Source organism: Nonomuraea sp. NPDC050227, from assembly GCF_044459705.1.
GTDB lineage: Bacteria > Actinomycetota > Actinomycetes > Streptosporangiales > Streptosporangiaceae > Nonomuraea.
On sequence record NZ_JBITJF010000012.1, the window covers coordinates 368225 to 382559 of the forward strand.

14 protein-coding genes are annotated in these 14335 nt (G+C 73.6%); 8 read left to right on the forward strand and 6 right to left on the reverse strand.

All coding sequences use genetic code 11. The features are described from left to right. Window positions 1-12 precede the first annotated feature (12 nt). Window positions 13-621: a response regulator gene (locus tag ACIBK9_RS39435; protein ID WP_387664510.1), complete on the reverse strand. Its 609-nt coding sequence runs from the start codon at window positions 619-621 to the stop codon at window positions 13-15. Window positions 622-764: 143 nt separating this feature from the next. Between ACIBK9_RS39435 and ACIBK9_RS39440 the strand changes: the two genes are divergently transcribed. Continuing rightward, window positions 765-1253: a carboxymuconolactone decarboxylase family protein gene (locus ACIBK9_RS39440; protein WP_387664513.1), complete on the forward strand. Its 489-nt coding sequence runs from the start codon at window positions 765-767 to the stop codon at window positions 1251-1253. Between the two features lie 19 nt (window positions 1254-1272). On the opposite strand, the gene ACIBK9_RS39445 is transcribed toward ACIBK9_RS39440, so the two are convergent. Further along, entirely contained in the window at window positions 1273-2310 is a 1038-nt protein-coding gene (locus ACIBK9_RS39445; RefSeq protein WP_397163913.1) for a zinc-dependent alcohol dehydrogenase family protein, read from the reverse strand. 1 nt (window position 2311) lies between these two features. Next, entirely contained in the window at window positions 2312-3142 is an 831-nt protein-coding gene (locus ACIBK9_RS39450; RefSeq protein ID WP_397163914.1) for a helix-turn-helix transcriptional regulator, read from the reverse strand. 113 nt (window positions 3143-3255) lie between these two features. Here ACIBK9_RS39450 and ACIBK9_RS39455 point away from each other — a divergent pair, with 113 nt between their 5' ends. The 3 genes from ACIBK9_RS39455 (at window position 3256) to ACIBK9_RS39465 (ending at window position 6492) form a co-directional block, all read left to right on the forward strand. Then, window positions 3256-3966: an SDR family oxidoreductase gene (locus ACIBK9_RS39455; RefSeq protein WP_397163916.1), complete on the forward strand. Its 711-nt coding sequence runs from the start codon at window positions 3256-3258 to the stop codon at window positions 3964-3966. A gap of 35 nt (window positions 3967-4001) precedes the next feature. Then, the gene (locus ACIBK9_RS39460) at window positions 4002-5399 is read left to right on the forward strand and encodes a glutamate--cysteine ligase (RefSeq protein ID WP_397163917.1); all 1398 of its coding nucleotides are present in this window, start codon (window positions 4002-4004) and stop codon (window positions 5397-5399) included. Between the two features lie 64 nt (window positions 5400-5463). Continuing rightward, on the forward strand, window positions 5464-6492 hold the full coding sequence (locus ACIBK9_RS39465) for a hypothetical protein (RefSeq protein ID WP_397163919.1): 1029 nt from the start codon (window positions 5464-5466) through the stop codon (window positions 6490-6492). 13 nt (window positions 6493-6505) lie between these two features. On the opposite strand, the gene ACIBK9_RS39470 is transcribed toward ACIBK9_RS39465, so the two are convergent. Next, window positions 6506-7225, reverse strand: a complete 720-nt coding sequence (locus ACIBK9_RS39470; protein WP_352356883.1) for a PaaX family transcriptional regulator C-terminal domain-containing protein — start codon at window positions 7223-7225, stop codon at window positions 6506-6508. Between the two features lie 31 nt (window positions 7226-7256). On the opposite strand from ACIBK9_RS39470, the gene ACIBK9_RS39475 reads away from it, so the two are divergent. Continuing rightward, window positions 7257-8909 carry an acyl-CoA dehydrogenase family protein gene (locus tag ACIBK9_RS39475; RefSeq protein WP_397163921.1) on the forward strand — a complete coding sequence of 551 codons (1653 nt, stop codon included), beginning with the start codon at window positions 7257-7259 and terminating at the stop codon, window positions 8907-8909. A 58-nt stretch (window positions 8910-8967) separates the two neighbouring features. Further along, window positions 8968-9711 (forward strand): crotonase/enoyl-CoA hydratase family protein, encoded by a 744-nt coding sequence (locus tag ACIBK9_RS39480; protein WP_397163923.1) that lies wholly within the window; start codon window positions 8968-8970, stop codon window positions 9709-9711. A gap of 39 nt (window positions 9712-9750) precedes the next feature. Here ACIBK9_RS39480 and ACIBK9_RS39485 read toward each other — a convergent pair whose 3' ends face one another. Further along, complete coding sequence (locus tag ACIBK9_RS39485) at window positions 9751-10731, reverse strand: helix-turn-helix transcriptional regulator (protein ID WP_387664679.1); 981 nt, start codon at window positions 10729-10731, stop codon at window positions 9751-9753. A 62-nt stretch (window positions 10732-10793) separates the two neighbouring features. Here ACIBK9_RS39485 and ACIBK9_RS39490 point away from each other — a divergent pair, with 62 nt between their 5' ends. Together ACIBK9_RS39490 and ACIBK9_RS39495 are read left to right on the forward strand one after the other, a co-directional pair. After that, window positions 10794-11966: an epoxide hydrolase family protein gene (locus tag ACIBK9_RS39490; protein ID WP_397163924.1), complete on the forward strand. Its 1173-nt coding sequence runs from the start codon at window positions 10794-10796 to the stop codon at window positions 11964-11966. Further along, the gene (locus ACIBK9_RS39495; protein WP_397163925.1) at window positions 11963-13039 is read left to right on the forward strand and encodes a winged helix DNA-binding domain-containing protein; all 1077 of its coding nucleotides are present in this window, start codon (window positions 11963-11965) and stop codon (window positions 13037-13039) included. The genes ACIBK9_RS39490 and ACIBK9_RS39495 overlap by 4 nt, the downstream gene beginning before the upstream one ends. A gap of 5 nt (window positions 13040-13044) precedes the next feature. On the opposite strand, the gene ACIBK9_RS39500 is transcribed toward ACIBK9_RS39495, so the two are convergent. Further along, the gene (locus ACIBK9_RS39500; protein WP_397163927.1) at window positions 13045-14325 is read right to left on the reverse strand and encodes an FAD-binding oxidoreductase; all 1281 of its coding nucleotides are present in this window, start codon (window positions 14323-14325) and stop codon (window positions 13045-13047) included. Window positions 14326-14335: the final 10 nt, after the last annotated feature.

Genomic DNA, 14335 nt, shown 5'->3' on the forward strand with positions numbered 1-14335 from the left:
GGCGGAGGGAGGTCAGATCCAGCCGGACTCGCGGGCGATGCGGATGGCGTCGATGCGGCTGCGCGCGCCCAGCTTGGACGTCGTCCGGCACAGGTAGTTCCGGACCGTTCCCTCGGCCAGGAACAGCGACGCGGCGATCTCCCCGATGGAGGCGCCGTCGGCCGCCGCGCCGATCACGTCCAGCTCGCGGGGGGTGAGCGGCGGCTCCTCGGGGCGCATGGCCGCGATGGCCAGCTCCGAGTCGATGACCCGCTCGCCGTCGGCGACCCGGCGGATGGCGTCGGCCAGCCGCTCCGGCGGCGCGTCCTTGGCCATGAACCCGCGGACGTGCACCTCCAGCGCCTGCTTCAGCAGCCCGGGGGTGCCGACGCCGGTCAGGATCAGCACGCCGCAGCCGGGCAGCTTCTCGTGCAGCTCGCCGGCCGCGGCGAGCCCGTCCATGCCGGGCAGGGCGATGTCCAGCACCGCCACGTCCGGACGGCACGACTGGGCGGCGGCCAGGATGCGGTCGCCCCGCTCGACTTCGGCGACGACCTCGATGTCCTCCTCGTAGGCCAGCAGCGCCACGAGCGCCCCTCGTACCAGGTTCATGTCCTCAGCGAGCAACGTTCGAATCACCATGGGGTCCTTGCGGTCGACCAGGCTTGCAACGTCCTGCGGGCCACTCAATCCTGACGTAAAGCCCGCACTGTGGAAAGTCCTCCTAAGTGACGGTAAAGCCGCCGCCGGACAAGTGGACGCTCATTTGGGGAATGCTCATGGCCATGAAGCCTCGAGTGAAGCCCCTGCCTCCTGCGGAATGGGACGACTTTCAGCAGGCGAACCCCCAGAACGTGTTCACGACGCTGGGCCGGCACCCCGCGCTCTACCAGGGCTGGCTGCGCTTCGGCGGCGCGCTGCTCAACGGCGCGCTGCCGGCCCGCGACCGCGAGCTGGCCATCCTGCGCACCGCCTTCCACAGCGGCAGCGCCTACGAATGGGCCCATCACGCCCGCATCGCCCGCGAGGTCGGCCTGACCGACGTCGAGATCGAGTCGGTCCGCCAGCTCGACGCCCTCTGGCCGGTCGAGGACCGCCTGGTGTTACAGGTGGCCGACGACCTCCACTACGCGGGCGACCTCACCGACGCCACCTGGGCGGCCCTGTGCGACCGCTACGACGAGGTGTGCAGGATCGAGCTGGTCGTGCTCGTCGCGCACTACGCCATGCTGGCGCTGGTGCTCAGGACGTTCGGCGTGCAACTGGAGGAGTGATCCTGCCGCGGGCGGACGCTCACGCGCCCGCCCGCGGCAGGATCATCGTCACGCCCGGGACCGAGCCGATCGAGGCCAGCGCCTTGCCGGCGTCGGCCAGGCCGATCGTCCGGGTGACGAGCTGGTCGGGGTGCAGGATCCCGGCCCTGATCAGCTCCAGCATGGGCGGGTAGGCGTGCGCGGCCATGCCGTGGCTGCCCAGCAGCCGCAGCTCGTGGCCGATCACGCGGTCCATCGGCACCGGCGTCGCGCCGCCCGGCAGCAGGCCGACCTGGACGTGCCGCCCCCGCCTGCGCAGGCTCTCGACCGAGGCCGCGCACGTGCGGGGGCTGCCCAGCGCGTCGAGCGAGACGTGCGCGCCGCCCCTGGTCAGCTCCCTGACCTGGGCCGCCGCGTCGCCGGCCGAGCCGTTGACGAAGTGCGTGGCCCCGGCCAGCTCGGCCAGTTCCAGCGCGTCGGTGCTGATATCCACGGCCACCACCCGCGCCCCGGACGCCGCCGCGATCATCACGGCCGACAGCCCGACCCCGCCGCAGCCGTGCACCGCCACCCACTCTCCCGGACGCACCTCGCCCACCTGGACGACCGCCCGGAAGGCGGTGGCGAAGCGGCAGCCGAGCCCGGCGGCGGTGGCGTAGGCCATCTCCTCGGGGATCGGGACGAGGTTGACGTCGGCGTGGTCGACGGCGACGTACTCGGCGAAGGAGCCCCAGTGGGTGAAGCCCGGCTGGGTCTGCCGCTCGCACACCTGCTGCTGGCCCGTGGCGCAGGCCGCGCAGGTGCCGCAGGCGCAGATGAACGGCACGGTGACCCGCGCCCCCGGCAGCCAGCCGCGCACGTCGGGGCCCACGGCCTCGATCACGCCCGCCAGCTCGTGGCCGGGCACGTGGGGAAGGACCTTGATGTCGGGGTCGTGCCCCTGCCAGCCGTGCCAGTCGGAGCGGCACAGCCCGGTCGCCTCGACCCGGATCACCGCCCCGCCGGGCGCGGGAGTGGGATCGGGCAGCTCGCGCACGTCGAGCTCCCCGCCGAAGATGTCAAAGGCAACCGCTCGCATCTCATGAGCTTAGAGTGAGTCGCCGCAGGTCGCGCAAGGCCCGGTGGGAGGGCGAGCCGGGTTCGGTGGTGTAGAGCACCAGCCGCAGGTCGTCGCGGTCGGGCACCGGGAGCACCTGGCAGATGGCGTCGATCGTGCCGACGGCCGGATGGGTGACCTGTTTGCGCTGCTCCCTGCGCACCTCCACCTCGTGCCGGGCCCACAGCTCGGCGAACTCGGGGCTGAGCGCCAGCATCTCGGCCACCAGCGCCTGCAGCGCCCGGTCGTCGGGGTAGCGGCCGGCGGCCACGCGCAGGTCGGCGACCGAGGCGCGGGCGAAGCGGCTCTTCTCCTCGTCCGACAGGTGCTCGGCGATTCCGGGTGACCTGAACACCCAGCGGATCACGTTGCGCCCGTCGGGCGGCAGGGAGTCCAGGTCGCCCATGAGCATGCCGGCGAGGGGATTCCAGGCGCGCAGGTCGTAGCGGGCGTCCAGGACGTAGGCGGGGACGTCCTCCAGGAAGGCGAGCAGGTGCAGGATGCCCGCGGGCACGTCCTCCCTGATCCGGGGCGTCTCCAGCACCTGGCCGGCCAGCCGGAACAGGTGGGCGCGCTCGTCCTGGTCCAGCATGAGCGCCCGGCCGAGCGCGCCGAGCACCTGCCGCGACGGGTGCGGGCCCCGGCCCTGCTCCAGCCGGATGTAGTAGTCGATCGACATCCCGGCGAGCTGGGCCACCTCTTGGCGGCGCAGGCCGGGCGTGCGCCGGCGTCCGCCGCCGGGCAGGCCCACGTCGGACGGGGTGACGCGGGCGCGCCTGCTGCGCAGGAAGCCGGCCAGTTCGTCGCGGTTCATGCCTCCATCCTCCGTCCTGAGGCCAGGTGAGCGGGCGCGCGAAGGTGGTACCGCTGATCCCAGCCTCCGCGGGTCTCTCCCGTCCCCGCCACGGCCTGGGAGAACGTTGGGCCATGACGACGACTGCCCTGATCACGGGCGCTAACAAGGGGATCGGTCACGAGATCGCGCGGCTGCTGGCGGAGCGGGGGATCACCGCGATCGTGGGGGCCCGCGACGAGGAGCGCGGACGGGCCGCCGCCGGGCGGCTGGGCCTGCCGTACGTGCGGATCGACGTGACCGACGAGGAGAGCGTGGCCGCCGCCGCCAAGTGGATCGAGGCCGAGTACGGCTCGCTCGACATCCTGGTCAACAACGCGGGCGTCGCCGGCGGGCTGGACGGGAGCGTCCCGAGCGCCCTCACCGCGCAGCAGTTCAGGGACGTCTACGAGACGAACGTGTTCGGCGTGGTCACCGTGACCAACGCCATGCTGCCGCTGCTGCGCAGGTCGCCGGCGGGCCGGATCGTGAACATGTCCAGCGAGCTGGGCTCGATCAGCCTGGCGCTCACCCAGGACAGCCCGTTCTGGGACCTCAACTTCGCCGCCTACAACTCCTCCAAGACCGCGCTCAACATGATCACCGTCTGCTACGCCAAGGAGCTGATGGGCACCTCCGTGAAGGTGAACGCCGCCAACCCGGGCTACTGCGCCACCGACCTCAACGCCCACACCGGCTTCCGCACCGCCGAGCAGGGCGCGGCCATCGCCGTACGGCTGGCGACCCTGGACGCCGACGGACCGACCGGCGCCTACCTGGAGGACGACGGACCGATCGGCTGGTGAGGTGTGGACACTTGCGTACTGGACAGAAGGGGGCGATGGGACGAGATCTGGACAAAGAGCGGTTCTCCGAGGCGGAGTACGCGCGCTTCGGAGAACGCATCCGGGAGCAGCTCGGCACTCTTCGCGAGCTGCTCGAAACCCCTGGCTTCGGCCAAGGGCCGGCCACCATCGGGGCCGAGCTGGAGCTGTTCCTCATTGACGAGCAAGGACGGCCGCTGCCGCGCAACGACGAGGTGCGGGACAAGCTCGACGACCCGCGCGTGGTGCTCGAACTGGGCCGCTTCAACATCGAGGTCAACCTCACCCCGATGCCGCTGGCCGGCGCGCCCTTCGAGCGCATGGGGGCCGAGATCCAGGAGACGGTGACCAAGGTGGACGCCGCCGTCGAGGACGGCGGCGCGCTGCCGATCGGCATTCTGCCCACGCTGGCCGCCGAGGACTTCACCATCGGCGCGATGAGCGACCAGAACCGCTACCGGGCCATGAGCAGGGGCATCAGGCGGCTGCGGCTGGAGCCGTTCCTCGTCAAGATCGAGGACCTGGAGCTGTCGGTGGAGGACGTGATCCTGGAAAGCGCCAACACCTCCTGGCAGGTGCACATCCGCACGCCGCCCGACCGCTTCGCCCGGCTGTTCAACGCCGCCCAGCTCGCCATCGGGCCGGTGCTGGCCGCGTGCGGCAACTCGCCGTTCTTCCTGGGCAGGCAGTTGTGGGCGGAGACGCGGATCGCGCTGATGGAGGAGGCGGCCGACGACCGCGACGTGGAGCGGCGCGGGCGCAGGGACGGGCGGGTCACGTTCGGCTCGGACTGGGTGCGGGAGGGCGCGCACGAGCTGTTCGAGCGGTACGTCCAGGACTACGAGCCGATCGTGCCCGACCTGTCCGACGACGCCGAGCCGCACGAGGTGCCCGAGCTGCGGCTGCACCAGGGCACGATCTGGCAGTGGAACCGGCCCGTCTACGACCCGGCCGACGGCGGCCACCTGCGGGTCGAGATGCGCGCGCTGCCCGCCGGGCCCTCGTGCGCGGACATGACCGCGAACACGGCGTTCCTGCTGGGGCTGACGTTGTCGCAGGCCGAGCGGGACCTGACCGGCTACCGGTTCGCCGAGGCGTACCAGAACTTCTACCGCGCCGCCCAGGACGGCCTGGAGGCCAAGCTGACCTGGCCGGGGCTGGACGGCGAGTTCGAGGCCGCCGACCTGGTGCTCAGGCTGCTGCCCGAGGCGCGGGCCGCGCTGCTGGCGGCCGGGGTGACCCCGCACGACGCCGACACCGCGCTGGACGTCATCGCCCAGCGCACCCGGCTGCGGCGCACCGGCGCCGTCTGGCAGCGCGAGGCGCTGGCGCGCTTCGGCGGCGACCGGGAACGGCTCGTGCGCCGCTACCGCGAGCTGGCCCTGTCGGGCCTGCCGGTGCACCTGTGGGACTGAACGCCAACAAATGCCGCCGCGCGTCCGTCAAACTACTCCGAGAGACGGACGGAGTGAGGCAGATATGGCGGCGACGGGGATGGTACCGGCCGACAAGGCGCCCTACGCGTTAACGCGGGCCACGGGGACGCTGGCCACGGGGGCGGCGAAGCTGGCCGGGGAGATCGGCGCGACCGGGGTCGAGGCCCTGCTGGCCCACGCCAACAGGACCGCCGTCCACAAGGGCGCGACGGCGGCGCTGGGCTCGATGCGGCCCAGGCCGGCGGACTGGTACGCCTTCGACGCCAAGGACCAGGACACGGTCGACTGGTACCCGCAGGGCGTGACCTGCGGCGAGGAGTCCGGCGCCATCGGCGTGCCGGTGCTGCTGGTGAGCTGGTACTTCAAGCCGGCGGCGGGCGAGCGGGGGATCAGGGTGTCGTTCCTGAGCCCCCGGACGCTGAAGTACCAGCACGCGCTGCTGGTCGAGGCCAGGCCCGACGGCTCGTACGGGCCGATCGACGTGCACGCGGGCGGCCTGGCCTGCCACGGCGACCTGCTCTACGTCGCCGACACCTACAACGGCCTGCGCGTCTTCGACCTGGGCAACCTGCTCGACCTGCGCACCGCCCAGCCCGACCTGGGCGACCCCGCGCGCATCGGGCGCTCCGGCGGCCGGTTCCACGCCTTCGGCTACCGCTACCTGCTCCCGCAGAGCGACTGCTGGAAGCTCGCGCGCGGCGGGCCGCACTTCTCGTTCCTGTCGGTCGACCGCAGCGGCGGCACGCCCGCGCTGGTCGCGGGCGAGTACCGGGAGAACGACCCCGGCGGGTGGGTCGCCCGCTGGAACCTGCCGCTGACCGACGGCACGCCCAAGGACGCCTTCGTCATGGGCCACCCCAAGATCCAGGGCGCGGTCTCGTGGGGCGGCAAGTGGTACCTGAGCCAGGCGGCCGACGCCGCCACCAACGGCAGACTGCTCGTCCACAGCGGCGACAAGCTGCTGACCAGGCCGTACCCGATCGGGCCCGAGGACCTGACGGTGCGCGGCGGCAAGGTGTGGAGCGTCACCGAGTTCAGGAACAAGCGCATCGTCTTCGGCGTCGAACTCTGATTCAGGAGGGGGCTCAGCCCTCCATGTGCGCGCGCAGGACCTCGCGGTAGCGGCGGTCGAAGGCGTCGTAGCGGGCCCGAAGGGCGGCTCCCGGCCAGCTCGCGGGCAGCAGCTCGGCGGGCAGCAGCGGGTCGGCCAGCAGGTGGCGCAGCACGGCGGCCGAGACCAGGAAGCCCTCGGCCAGCCCGTCGGCCCGGTCGAGCGCCCGCTCCAGCCGGCCCGCCTCGGCCGCCCAGCCGTCGAGGTCCCACAGCAGCGGGGTGGGGTCGCCGTGCGGGCGGCCGTCGATCAAAGTGCACTGCGCGGTGACGGTCTCGGGCCACTCGCGCACCAGGTTGGCCGGACGCAGCCAGGTGCCCTCGCGCAGCTCGCCCATGCGCAGCGCGGACATCGTGTGCCGGAACGCGGCCCGGTCGGCCGGGGCGCGCCGCTCGGCGGTGACCACCGCCACCTCCCACGTGCCGTCCCACGGCCTGGTGTGCGGGTCGCGGCTCTCGTCCTGCCGGGCCTGGCGCTCGACGAGCCGCTCGGACAGCGTGTAGCGGCCGCCCTGCTGGGTCAGGTCGCCGGCCGCCACCATGCGCGACAGCGCCACCCGGACCGTGCCCTCTGCGATGCCGAACAGCGCGCCGATGCGCACCAGGTGACGGGCGGGCAGCCGGGGCGGGTGGCTGCCGAGCAGCGCGCTCAGCACCGCCGACCGGGCGCTGAGTGAGGTGTTACGGTCTTCCATCGCGTGTTGATTATATGTAACACTCGCGAGTATGGGCCGGTATCTCATCGAACCTTTCGACCACAGCGACCGCTACGCCACCGAGCGCTACCAGGGGGCGGCCGGGCGCAACTGGTGGACCTGCGACCCCACGCTGCGCCTGCTCATGCGGCGCCACCTCGGCGACGGCTTCGCCTGGGCCGAGCCCCACCTCGAACGGCTCGGCGCGCTGATGGGCGGCCTGGTCGCCGAGTGCGCCGAGGAGACCGACCGCAACCCGCCCCGCCTGGAGAAGTACGACAAGTGGGGCAGGGACGTCAGCCGGGTCGTCATGCCGCCGTCCTTCCAGGCCGCGCGCGCGGCGCTCATGGAGGACAACTTCACCTCGCCGTCGTTCGCCGAGGAGGCACGGGCGAACGGGGCGGATCCGGCCGCGCTGGCGGCGGCCTGGACGTACCTGCTCGACCAGGCCGACATCGGGATGGGCTGCGCACTCGGCACCGGCGGCGACATGGTGGTCTCGCTGGCCGAGAAGCACGCGCCGCCGGACGTGCGCGACCGGGTCCGGGAGATCTTCGCCGACGGCTACTACTCCGGCGAGGCCGCTCAGATGTTCACCGAACGCACCGGCGGCTCCGACCTGGCCGCCCTGGAGGCGTGGGCCGAGCCCGACGGGGAGGCGTGGCGGCTGACCGGGTTCAAGTGGTTCGCCTCCAACGCCAACGGCTCGGCGTTCGTGGTGCTCGCCCGCACGCCCGACGGGTCGGTGGCGCCGTTCCTGGCGTTGTGGGAGCGGCGCGACGGCTCGCGCAACGGGGTGCGCATCCGGCGGCTGAAGGACAAGCTGGGCACCCGCTCGGTCGCCTCGGCCGAGGTCGAGTTCACCGACGCCGAGGCGTTCCTGCTGGCCGGCCGGGGCTCCGGCTCCGGGCTCGGCACGATGATGAAGCTCACCAACGCCTCCCGGCTGGGCGTGGCCATGATGGGCGTCGGCGTGGCCAGGCGGGCCCTGGTCGAGTCGGTCTGCTACGCGCGTTCCCGCGAGGCGTTCGGCCGCCCGCTCATCGACCAGCCCCTGATGCGCCGCAAGCTGGCCGAGCTGATCGTCGAGGTCGAGGCCGCCCAGGCGATGGTGTTCGACGGCCTGGTCGGCCCCCGGCTGCGGCTCGGGCCCGCGCTGATCAAGCTGCGCGCCGCCCGGCTCGGCCTGACGGCGGCCAGCGACGCGATCGAGGTGCACGGCGGCAACGGCTACATCGAGCAGTGGCCGGTGGCCAGGCTGCTGCGCGACGCCCAGGTCAACCCGATCTGGGAGGGCGGCGACAACATCCTGTGCCTGGACGTGCGCCGCGCCATGCTCCGCGAGGAGGCCCACGTGCCGTTCCTGGCCCGCCTGCGCGCCCTGGCCACCTCCGACCTGGTGCACGCGCGGATCGACGACCTGTCCAAGGCCGTCGCGGCCTGGCACGGCCTCGACCCGGCGCTCGCCGAGGAACGCCTCTACCCGCTGGCCCAGTTCATGGCCGACGTCTACGCCGCCGCCCTGCTGGAGGACCAGGCCGGCTGGGGCCTCGACGACGGGCGCAAGGCCCTGGTCGCCCGCCTGTACGCCGAGGCGCACCTGGCCGAGCGGGGCCCGCTGCGCGGCATCGACGCCCCGGCCGCCGACCACTTCGACGCGTTGCTGGCCGGGGCCCTCGCCTGAGGGTACGCTCGGCAGGTTTCCCCGAGGCGAAGCCGCACGTTCCCCGGAGGAGGGGCGCATGACCGTACGCGTCGAGCGCGAGGGGCCCGTCACCACCGTCGTCATCAGCAGGCCGGAGGCGCGCAACGCGGTGGACAGGAAGACCGCCGACGCGCTCACGGACGCGTTCGCCGGCTTCGAGCGCTCCGACGCGGCCGTGGCGGTGTTGTGGGGCGAGGGCGGCACGTTCTGCGCCGGGGCCGACCTCAAGGCGCTGGACAACCACGTCGGCGAGGACGGCGACGGCCCCATGGGGCCCACCAGGATGCGCCTGTCCAAGCCGGTGATCGCGGCCGTCGCCGGGCACGCGGTGGCCGGCGGGCTGGAGCTCGCCCTCTGGTGCGACCTGCGGGTGGCCGAGGAGGACGCGGTGTTCGGCGTCTTCTGCCGCCGCTGGGGCGTGCCGCTGATCGACGGCGGCACGGTGCGGCTGCCCCGGCTCGTCGGCGCCTCCCGTGCCATGGACATGATCCTCACCGGCCGCGCGGTGAGCGCCCCGGAGGCCCGTGACATGGGCCTGGTCAACCGCCTGGTGCCCACCGGCACGGCCCGGCGGCACGCCGAGGAGCTGGCCGCGCGGATCGCCGCGTTCCCGCAGGCGTGCCTGCGCGGCGACCGCATGTCGCTGCTGGAGCAGCACGGTCTGCCGGAGGAGGAGGCCATGCGCAACGAGCTGCGCCACGGCCTGGTCTCGCTGCCGGACGCCGCGGAGGGCGCCGCCAGATTCGCCGCCGGCGCGGGCCGCCACGGCGACCTCGCCTGACGCGGCACCGGCGGGCGTCGCCTGGCCGGGCGCGGCCTTTTAAGGCGTGCCGGGTGGCTGGTCGGCGGCGGCGATCGCGCGCTGGTAGCGGCTCGTCAGCGTGCGCAGCGCGGCCACCAGCTCCGGCGAGTCCTCGACCGTGAAGTCCGCGTCGAGCAGGCCCAGGTGGAGGGCGAGCATCTCCGGATGGTCCGAGCCCGGCTCGAACACGCACCGGTCCTCGCCCAGCGGCTGCACGTCCACCGGGATCGGCAGCCGGTCGCGCACGTGCGAGGCGGGCGCGTGCACGATGACCCGCGCCCGGTAGCGCCAGGTCGCCTCGCCGGCCCCGCGGGCCACCCGCGCCGTGATCTCGTGGTCGGGCGGCAGCTCGCGGGGAGTGAAGCGCGGCCCCGCCGGCGTCCGCGGTTCGATCCGGTCGACCCGGAAGGTGCGCCAGGCGTCCCGGTCGACGTCCCAGGCCACCAGATACCAGCGCCGCCGGTCGTGCACCAGGCGGTACGGCTCCACCGAGCGCCGGCTGGCCGCCCCGGAATGCGCCCGGTAGTCGAACCGCAGCCGCTCATGGTCGCGGCACGCGCTCGCGATCACGGTCAGCACGTCGGGATCCACCTGCGAGCCGCGCGACGGCATCGGCAGCGCGTACGACTGGAAGGCGCTCACCCGGTGACGCAGCCGCGCGGGCAGCACCTGCTGCAGCTTGGCCAGCGCCCGCATCGAGGTCTCCTCGATCCCGGCGATCGAGCCGCTCGCGGCGGTGCGCAGGCCGATCGCGACCGCCACCGCCTCGTCGTCGTCCAGCAGCAGCGGCGGCAGGGCGCCGTCCGAGCCGAGCCGGTAGCCGCCGGCCACGCCCGGCCGCGCGTCGACCGGGTAGCCGAGCGCGCGCAACCGGCCGACGTCGTTGCGGATCGTGCGGGTGGTGACGCCGAGCCGGGCGGCCAGCTCGGTGCTCGTCCAGTCGCGCCTGGCCTGGAAGAGGGACAGCAGGCGCAGCAGCCGCGCCGAGGTTTCCAGCATTCTTCGATCCTGACGACGATCTAGGAACGATCCTTTCCGCGTATGTTCCTAGTGTTCTCCGCATGAGCGCAAGAGCACTCATGGCCGAGCCGTTCACAAGGAGAAGCGCCGTGCGCGACGACATCCAGCCCTTCCGCGTCGAGATCCCCCAGGCCGACGTCGACCACCTGCGCGACCGGCTCGCCCACGCCCGCTGGCCCGGCGAGCTGCCCGGCGTCGGATGGACCCGCGGCGTGCCGCTCGGCCACCTGAAGGAGCTCGCCGGGTACTGGCGCACGCAGTACGACTGGCGCGCCCAGGAGGCCCGGCTCAACCGGTACCCGCAGTTCACGACCGAGATCGACGGCCAGCGCATCCACTTCCTGCACGTCAGGTCCGACCGGCCCGACGCCAGGCCGCTGCTGATCACCCACGGCTACCCGAGCTCCGTCGCCGAGTTCCTGCACCTGATCGAGCCGCTGGTCGCCCCGGACGAGGGCCCGGCCTTCCACGTCGTCGCGCCGTCGCTGCCCGGCTACGCCTTCTCCACGCCGTTGGGCGGGACCGGCTGGTCGATGGGGCGCACCGCACGCGCCTGGGCCGAGCTGATGGGCCGCCTCGGCTACGAGCGGTACGGCGTGCACGGCGGCGACGTCGGCGCGGGCGTGTCCGGCCTGCTCGCCGGCCTCGACGGCGAGCACGTCGTCGGCGTGCACGTGGTGACCGATCCGTTCACCGCCGCGAACGTCGCCACCTTCATGCCGGGGATCGCCGACCGGCTCGACGCCGACGACCCGGTCGACAAGCTGATCCTGAGCCGGATGGACGCCTTCCAGCAGGACGGCTCCGGCTACCTGGCCATCCAGAACACCAGGCCGCAGACCATCGGTTACGGCCTGGCCGACTCGCCGCTGCTGCAGCTCGCCTGGATCGCCGAGAAGGTCCACGAATGGACCGACCTGCCGGTCGACCGCGACCAGCTGCTCACCACGGTCAGCCTGTACTGGTTCACCGGCTCCGGCGCCTCCGCCGCGCACACCCTCTACGAGCAGGCCCACTCCGCCGACTGGGGCGCGCCGCCCGCCGTGCCGCAGGGGTTCGCGGTCTTCGGCGCCGACGAGACCGTGCGCCGGCTGGTGCCCGCGCCGGCCGGCGCGCACTGGAGCGAGTTCGAGCGCGGCAGGCACTTCCCCGCGATGGAGGCCCCCGCCCTGCTGGCGGCCGACCTGCGGGCCTTCTTCGGGCCGCTGCGGTGAGCGACGTGCTGAGCCGGCGTCGTCTCAACCGGGCCACGCTGGCCCGCCAGTACCTGCTGGAACGCGCGCCGGGCCGGGCGGTCGACACGATCGAGCACCTGGGGGGCATGCAGTCCCAGGCGCCGCTGGCCCCGTACGTGGGGTTGTGGACCCGGCTGCGGGGCTTCGCGCCGGATGAGCTGTCGGCGCTGACCGAGCAGCGCCAGGTGGTGCGGCTGCACCTGATGCGCAACACCGTGCACCTCGTCAGCGCGCGCGACTGCCTGGGCTGGCGCGCGCTGTTCCGTCCGCTGCACGCCGCCGGCTTCCGCGCGCACTTCCGCCACGGCCTCGGCGACGCGGACCGGGAGGCGCTGCTCGACCAGGCCGGGCGGCTGCTGGCGGAGCGGCCGCGCACCCGCGGCGAGCTCGGCAGGCTGCTCGCGCGGAGCCGGCCGGGCGCCGATCCGAGCGCGCTGGCCTACGCGGTCACGCATCACCTCGCGCTGTGCCAGGTGCCGCCGCGGGGCGTCTGGGGCGGCACCGGCCCCGCCGCGTGGGCGCCGGTGGAGAGCTGGCTGGGCGCGCCGCTGCGCCCGGTGCCGGTGGACGCGCTGGTGCTGCGCCATCTCGGCGCGTTCGGCCCGGCGAGCGTCGCGGACGTGCAGCTGTGGTCCGGGCTGACCCACCTGCGCGAGGTGGTGGAGCGGCTGCCCCTGCGAGTGTTCCGCGGGGAGGAGCGGCAGGTGCGGTACGACCTGCCCGACGCGCCCCGCCCGGCCGAGGACGTGCCCGCCCCGCCCAGATTCCTCCCCGAATACGACAATCTGCTGCTGTCACACAAGGACCGGACCCGGGTGATCCCCGGCAACCGCCCCGTCCCGCTCCCTCCGGGCAACGGCGCGACCACCGGCACCTTCCTGGTCGACGGCATGTGGCAGGGCACCTGGCAGATCCGGGACCGGACGTTGCGCATCCGGCCGTTCACCCCGTTGCGCCGCACGGATCGCGACGCCCTGCTGACCGAGGCCGCCCGGTTGTGCGCCTTCCTCGATCCCCGGGCGACGTGCGACCTGGTCCTCGAAGAGCCGTAGGCCGGTCAGCCCAGCACCGGGAAGTTGGACCTGATGACGCTCAGCGGGTCGCGGGCGCGCTTGAGGTCGCGCAGCCGGGCCAGCGTCTCGGGCGAGAACGCCGCCGCCGCCTGCTCCCCGCCGTGCAGCATCGTGAACGGACGCCGCCCGGTGCTGAACGGCACCAGCGACTTGCCGAGCCGCTCCATCCGCTCGGCCACCTCCGGCGACGGCAGGCCCAGCGCGTGCACGAGGTACGGCTCCGCCAGCCGCTCCACCGCGCCCCCGCCCTCGACCGGCCTGGCCACGGCCCCGCCCAGGTGCCGGACCTGCACCGCCAGCAGCGGCTCGATCGGCTCGCCGGCCAGCACGCCGGCGACCTCGTCGTCCAGCCTGGTCAGCAGCTCGGTGTGGCCCACGCCCGGGCTCGGGTCGACCGGCTCGTCGCAGATCGAGGCCAGCTCGGCCACCGGCAGCCGCCGCCTGGTGTCGGCGATCGCCCCGCCCACCGCCTCGAACGGCCGCAGCAGCGCCCCGGGGTCGGCCCCGAGGTAGGTGCAGTCGGCCATGACGAAGCCGGGGGCGCCGGGCGGCGTCAGGAGCTGGAACCACACCGACAGCTCCTCCGGCGCGCCGGCGGTGACCTCGCGGAAGGCCGCCATGACCTGCTCGGCGCGGTCGGCCGGCCAGATGATCCGGCCGCCGTACAGCACGGGCGCGGGGTGCAGGTCGAACTCCAGCGCCGTCACGATCGCGAAGTCGCCGCCGCCGCCGCGCAGGGCCCAGAACAGCTCGGGGTCGCGCTCGGCGGTCACCCTGACCCTGCCGCCGTCGGCGTCCACGGCCTCGACGGCGCGCACGCTGTCGGCGGCGAAGCCGTACCTGCGGCTGAACCAGCTCAGGCCGCCGCCCAGGGTGTATCCGGTCACGCTCACCACCGGCGAGCTGCCCGCCAGGCCGGTCAGCCCGAGCGGGCTCGCGGCCGCCAGCACCTCGCCCCACTTCACGCCCGCGCCGACGCGCGCCACGCCGTCGCGGATCTCCACCCCGCCCAGCCGGCCGGTGCGCAGCAGGATCGTCCCCTCGGTGTCGCCCGACGCGCCGTGGCCGCTCGGCTGCGCCGTGACCGCCAGGCCGTGCAGGCGGGCGTAGCCGATCACGGCGGCCACGTCGTCGGCGTCGGCCGCCTCGACCACCGCGCGCACCGGCTGGCCAACTGCCACGTTCCAAGGACGTCGCGCCTGGTCGAAGCCGTCGTCGCCGGGGAGCAGCACCGGGCCGGCCGTCATGTTCCTCAGTTCGTTCATGTGATCAATG

What these genes read in the sequence shown, in the direction of transcription:
- ACIBK9_RS39485 (WP_387664679.1), bottom strand. Translation starts at nt 10,731, where the DNA reads ATGCTGGAAACCTCGGCGCGGCTGCTGCGCCTGCTGTCCCTCTTCCAG.
- ACIBK9_RS39435 (WP_387664510.1), bottom strand. Translation starts at nt 621, where the DNA reads ATGGTGATTCGAACGTTGCTCGCTGAGGACATGAACCTGGTACGAGGG.
- ACIBK9_RS39500 (WP_397163927.1), bottom strand. Translation starts at nt 14,325, where the DNA reads ATGAACGAACTGAGGAACATGACGGCCGGCCCGGTGCTGCTCCCCGGC.
- ACIBK9_RS39470 (WP_352356883.1), bottom strand. Translation starts at nt 7,225, where the DNA reads ATGGAAGACCGTAACACCTCACTCAGCGCCCGGTCGGCGGTGCTGAGC.
- ACIBK9_RS39445 (WP_397163913.1), bottom strand. Translation starts at nt 2,310, where the DNA reads ATGCGAGCGGTTGCCTTTGACATCTTCGGCGGGGAGCTCGACGTGCGC.
- ACIBK9_RS39450 (WP_397163914.1), bottom strand. Translation starts at nt 3,142, where the DNA reads ATGAACCGCGACGAACTGGCCGGCTTCCTGCGCAGCAGGCGCGCCCGC.
- ACIBK9_RS39460 (WP_397163917.1), top strand. Translation starts at nt 4,002, where the DNA reads ATGGGACGAGATCTGGACAAAGAGCGGTTCTCCGAGGCGGAGTACGCG.
- ACIBK9_RS39475 (WP_397163921.1), top strand. Translation starts at nt 7,257, where the DNA reads ATGGGCCGGTATCTCATCGAACCTTTCGACCACAGCGACCGCTACGCC.
- ACIBK9_RS39455 (WP_397163916.1), top strand. Translation starts at nt 3,256, where the DNA reads ATGACGACGACTGCCCTGATCACGGGCGCTAACAAGGGGATCGGTCAC.
- ACIBK9_RS39490 (WP_397163924.1), top strand. Translation starts at nt 10,794, where the DNA reads ATGAGCGCAAGAGCACTCATGGCCGAGCCGTTCACAAGGAGAAGCGCC.
- ACIBK9_RS39440 (WP_387664513.1), top strand. Translation starts at nt 765, where the DNA reads ATGAAGCCTCGAGTGAAGCCCCTGCCTCCTGCGGAATGGGACGACTTT.
- ACIBK9_RS39465 (WP_397163919.1), top strand. Translation starts at nt 5,464, where the DNA reads ATGGCGGCGACGGGGATGGTACCGGCCGACAAGGCGCCCTACGCGTTA.
- ACIBK9_RS39480 (WP_397163923.1), top strand. Translation starts at nt 8,968, where the DNA reads ATGACCGTACGCGTCGAGCGCGAGGGGCCCGTCACCACCGTCGTCATC.